This is a genomic window from Conyzicola sp. (genome assembly GCF_046714715.1).
In the GTDB taxonomy this organism is placed as follows: Bacteria; Actinomycetota; Actinomycetes; order Actinomycetales; family Microbacteriaceae; genus Conyzicola.
The window spans coordinates 1-4,223 of the sequence record NZ_JBKKAD010000223.1; the positions used below are offsets into that span (position 1 = coordinate 1).

At 70.1% G+C, this 4,223-nt stretch carries 5 protein-coding genes; 2 read left to right on the forward strand and 3 right to left on the reverse strand.

Annotation, left to right across the window (positions count from 1 at the left end):
- Both ACLQ6X_RS17270 and ACLQ6X_RS17275 read right to left on the reverse strand, forming a co-directional pair.
- The coding region (locus ACLQ6X_RS17270) for a bifunctional PIG-L family deacetylase/class I SAM-dependent methyltransferase (protein WP_411701383.1) at positions 1-1,025 on the reverse strand (1,025 nt) is incomplete at its 3' end.
- The gene (locus ACLQ6X_RS17275; protein ID WP_411701385.1) at positions 1,019-2,065 is read right to left on the reverse strand and encodes an acyl-CoA dehydrogenase; all 1,047 of its coding nucleotides are present in this window, start codon (positions 2,063-2,065) and stop codon (positions 1,019-1,021) included. The genes ACLQ6X_RS17270 and ACLQ6X_RS17275, both read right to left, overlap by 7 nt.
- A gap of 133 nt (positions 2,066-2,198) precedes the next feature.
- Between ACLQ6X_RS17275 and ACLQ6X_RS17280 the strand changes: the two genes are divergently transcribed.
- A complete protein-coding gene (locus tag ACLQ6X_RS17280) occupies positions 2,199-2,888 on the forward strand; it encodes a Pr6Pr family membrane protein (RefSeq protein WP_411701386.1) in 690 nt (229 codons plus the stop codon).
- A 33-nt stretch (positions 2,889-2,921) separates the two neighbouring features.
- Here ACLQ6X_RS17280 and ACLQ6X_RS17285 read toward each other — a convergent pair whose 3' ends face one another.
- A complete protein-coding gene (locus tag ACLQ6X_RS17285) occupies positions 2,922-3,098 on the reverse strand; it encodes a hypothetical protein (RefSeq protein ID WP_188511280.1) in 177 nt (58 codons plus the stop codon).
- A 96-nt stretch (positions 3,099-3,194) separates the two neighbouring features.
- Between ACLQ6X_RS17285 and ACLQ6X_RS17290 the strand changes: the two genes are divergently transcribed.
- Complete coding sequence (locus ACLQ6X_RS17290) at positions 3,195-4,028, forward strand: DUF1684 domain-containing protein (protein ID WP_411701387.1); 834 nt, start codon at positions 3,195-3,197, stop codon at positions 4,026-4,028.
- Positions 4,029-4,223 lie beyond the last annotated feature (195 nt).

Here is a 4,223-nt window from a genome sequence, read left to right on the forward strand (position 1 = left end):
ACGCTCACTGCGGGCTCGTCGGCGACCCGTGCCCGCGCGGCCTCGACCGCCGCCCGCGACACGTCGACGGCGAGAAGCGCGGAGCACCGTCCGGCGAGCTCGCTCGTGAGCACCCCGATCGAGCAGCCCACCTCGAGGGCCGAGCCGTAGTGCTGCTCGGGCAGGCTCGCGAGGGTGACGGCGCGCTTGCGCTCTTCGTACCAGCGGTCGGTGAATCCCCACGGGTCGTCGTGCCGCCCGTACAGGTCGTCGAAGTAGGCGGCACCGAGTTCGACCGGCTCGGATCGCACGAACAGCTCGTGCCTGCCGCGGAAGTTGGCGAGGAATGGCTCGAGCAGCATCGCCTCGTCACCGGGCTGGTCGCTGAGCGGCTCGGCCTGCGAGGCGTAGGCGGCGATGGCGTTCTTCTTGTGGGCGAGCGCCTCGGCGCGGGGGCTCAGCTCCACGAAGCGGTTCCACGGCACCGCGGCGTCGTCGGGAGCGGCCCAGTGCCAGAGCCAGATCGGATACTCCAGCAGCGACAGCGAGCCGGCGGCGGCCAGCTCGGCGCAGATCTCGCCGACGACACGGTGGTCGACGTGTTCGTCGCCGCGCCAGGGTGCGACGACGAGCGCCGACGTCTCCGGCAGCAGGTCGGCCAGCGCGGTCGCGATGGCGGCCCGGCTGCGCTCTACCGCGCCGTCGGGGAAGCCGAGCAGGTGCACCGCGGCGTCGGGCGCGAGCCGGTGCACGGCCAGCCGCGCCTCGGCGGCGCGCAGTCGGCGCAGCTCGTCGGGCGTGATGGTGGGGGAGTCGGGGTGTGAGGCGCCGCCGTCGGTGACGATGACCACCGTGATCGGGATGTCGCGCAGGCCGCACTCGGCGATCATGGCACCCGCCCCGAGCGTCTCGTCGTCGGGGTGCGCCGCCACCACGACGAGGTGTTCGACGTCGGCGAGGTCCGCGGACGGAAGATGACCGACCCGGTCGTCGCCGAGCCACAGTTCGGCGGGCGTTCCGGGCTCGTTGGAGTCGAAGGTCACCACGGTGCGACCCCCAGCCGCAGCAGGGAGCTGCCGAGCGCGTGCTGGTCGCGTTCCGCGTGGTGCTGGCGCACGTAGAGCCGCAGGTCGGCGACCCGCTTGGCGTGCACCGCGTCCAGAGCGAGCGGCGCCGGCCCGAGCGCACGACCGGCCCGGTCGACGATCTCGTCGCAGGCACGCGCCACGGTGGACCGCACCCGGGCTGCGAGCACGCCGGGGTCGATCGTGTCGTCGCCCGTGTCGACCAGGTGTGCGGCCTCGGCGAGCGCGCGCCGCGCGCTCTCGAGCAGTTCGTCGATCGCGCCGAGATGCATAACGGCGAAGGGCCTGTCGTCGGCGGCCGTGGCGAACACCGTGCGGGCGATGCCCACCGCTCCGCCGAACCAGCACGCGGCGACGCCGATGCCGCCCCAGGCGAACCCGGGCCGGGACAGGTACCAGCCGGCGTCGCCCACCGGCTCGCCGACGACCGCGTCGAAGCGCACGGGGCCGCTGGGGATCTCGGTGAGGCCGCGTGCGTGCCAGGCGTCGTCGACGACGTCGACTCCGGGGGAGGTGAGTTCGACGGCGAACAGACGGCGGGCGCCGTCACCGACGTGCGCGCTCACGAGCGCACGGTCGAGCCGGCCGGCGAGCGAACACCACGGCTTCGTGCCACTCAGCAGCCAGGAGTCGCCGACCTTCGTGGCGACGAGCGGATCGTCGCCGCCCTCCGCCGCGAAGACGCCCCACGTGCCCGTCGCCGTGGCCGTGTCATCCGGGGTCTCGTCGAGGCTCGCCTGCTCGAGGATGGCGAGCGCGTCGAGGTGCGGTTCGACCGTGCGTGCGGCGCCGAGGTCGTGTGCCGCGAGGGTGGCGAGGGCCTCCCAGAGGTCGGTCGTCGAACCCGCTGCCGGGGAGTGCGCTCGAGCGCCGAGCAGCGTGGCCGCATCCAGAGACTCATCGACGGTGGAGGGTGCGAGCTCTGCCGCGAGGGTCGTCAGCGGCCCGGCGGATCGGGGAGACGGTCGGAAGGACACGTGGTTCACGGGGAGGTGCGGCATGACAGTGATCAGGCTACGTTCGGCGTCCGACGCCACCAAGGCCTCGACCAGCACGACACGACGTGCTATCCCTCGTACCCGGCCGGGACGTGCCAAGATGATGCACACCGTAACGCCGAATGGGAGGCAGGCCGTGAGACCGCTGTTCGTCGTTCTGAGGGTCGCCGTCGCCGTCGCGATCACCGTGGCCATCATCGCCCAGTTGAGCGAGAGTCTCGGCTTCTGGCGCGAGAGCGGCATAACCGACCCGACGATCCAGGTCGTCAACTTCTTCAGTTTCTTCACCATCGAGTCGAACATCGCCTCGGCCGTCGTGCTCGTGATCGGCGCCGTGCAATTGATCATGCGGAGCCGCCCGGACTCGGCCGGGTACACGCTCGCCCGCGCGAGCGTCACGACCTACATGGTCGTCACGGGCCTCGTCTACAACCTGCTGCTTCGCGGCATCGAATTGCCGCAGGGCTCCACGGTGGGCTGGTCGAACGAGATCCTGCACGTGGTCGCGCCGGTGTACCTCCTGGTCGACTGGCTGTTCGCGCCGGGCCGGTCGGCGATCGCGGCCCGGACGATCTGGTTCGTGCTGGTGTACCCGATCGTGTGGGTCGGCTACACGCTCATCCGCGGCCCGTTCGTGACCGACGCGATCTTCGGCAACGACTTCTGGTACCCGTACCCGTTCCTCAACCCCGTGACGTCGGCCGACGGCTACCTCTCGGTGGCGATCTACGTGGTCGTCATCGCCGCGGCTATCGCCCTCGTCGCCGCCGCGGTGCTCTGGGTCTCGCGCCGCGGACAGACCGCCGAGTCGCGCCTCACGCGCTGAGGCCTCCCGCGCGGCACCGCGACGGGCGGGCGCTTACTCTTTGTTCTCGGGATCGCCCGGACGCACGGCGGCGGTCTCGGCGATGTCGATGCGCTTCACGCCGTCTTCGGTCTCCTCGACGGTGATGCGCGGGGCCGCGTCTTCCTCGGTCGATCCGGAGAGGCGCAGCAGCTGGTCGCGACGTTTTTCGTCGTCAGTCATGTCGGTCATGGGGCGACGCTAACACGACCCGTGAGCGCGGCCCGGGGCTTGCAATAAAGTCGTGTCGTTTTTGGTTATGCCTGACACCTCGACAAGGATGGACCAATGACCGACACGACTACGCCCACACCCGAAGCCCTGCTCGCGACCTACCACGAGCGTCGTGAACTGAGCGTGGTGCAGCCCAAGGGCAGCCTGGCGCTCGTGAACACGCAGTGGATCGACTCGGAACAGACCATCTGGGGTGTTCCCGGAACCTGGGCGCCGCGGCCCGCCGGCGAATCGGGTCTCGTTGTCACGGCGGTCGCTGCCGACAACATCACGGTCGACGGCGTTCTCGTCGACGGTGAGGCCGTTGTGCGCGGCAAGGATTCGGATGCACCGGGCGACATCGATTTCGGCGCGGGCAAGACCGGCTTCGTGATCGCCAGCGAGGCGGGCGGCTACGCCCTGCGGGTCTGGGACGCGAACTCCGAAGAGATTCAGAAGTTCGGTTCGATCGACGCCTTCCCCTACAACCCCGACTGGGTCGTGACGGCCAAGTTCACCGAGATCCCCGGCGGCAAGACCGTCGGCTTCGAGCACCTCAAAGACGACGGCAACACCCGCGACGAGGTCGTTCCGGGCGAGATCACGTTCACAAAAGACGGCGTCGACTACGACCTGGCCGCGTTCAAGTCGGGCCGCGCTCTGCAGCTCGTCTTCGCCGACGCCACGAGCGGCGACAGCACGTACAGCGTCGGCCGGTTCCTGTTCGTCGCACCGCGTCCCGACGGGTCGATCACCCTCGACTTCAACCTGGCCGTGCTGCCGCCCTGCGCGTTCAGCTACAACTTCAACTGCCCGATGCCGCCGAAGCAGAACCGTTTCGCCGTGCCGATCGAGGCCGGCGAGAAGAACGTACTGCAGAAGGACGGCTCGCTGCTGCACGCCGAGTAACCGTCGCCCGGTGCGGTCGGCGGAGTAGCATGAGGCCACTCGATTAATGACGATCGGAGGCGCCGTTGACCGCTCCCTGGAGCACCGAGCCCTTCGACCGGTCCACCCGCGAGCGGCTCGCCCAGGCCCACGACGCGGTGGTCGGCGACCGCACCGCCGTCTCGGGAGTGCGCCGCATCGTGCACGATTCGTGGC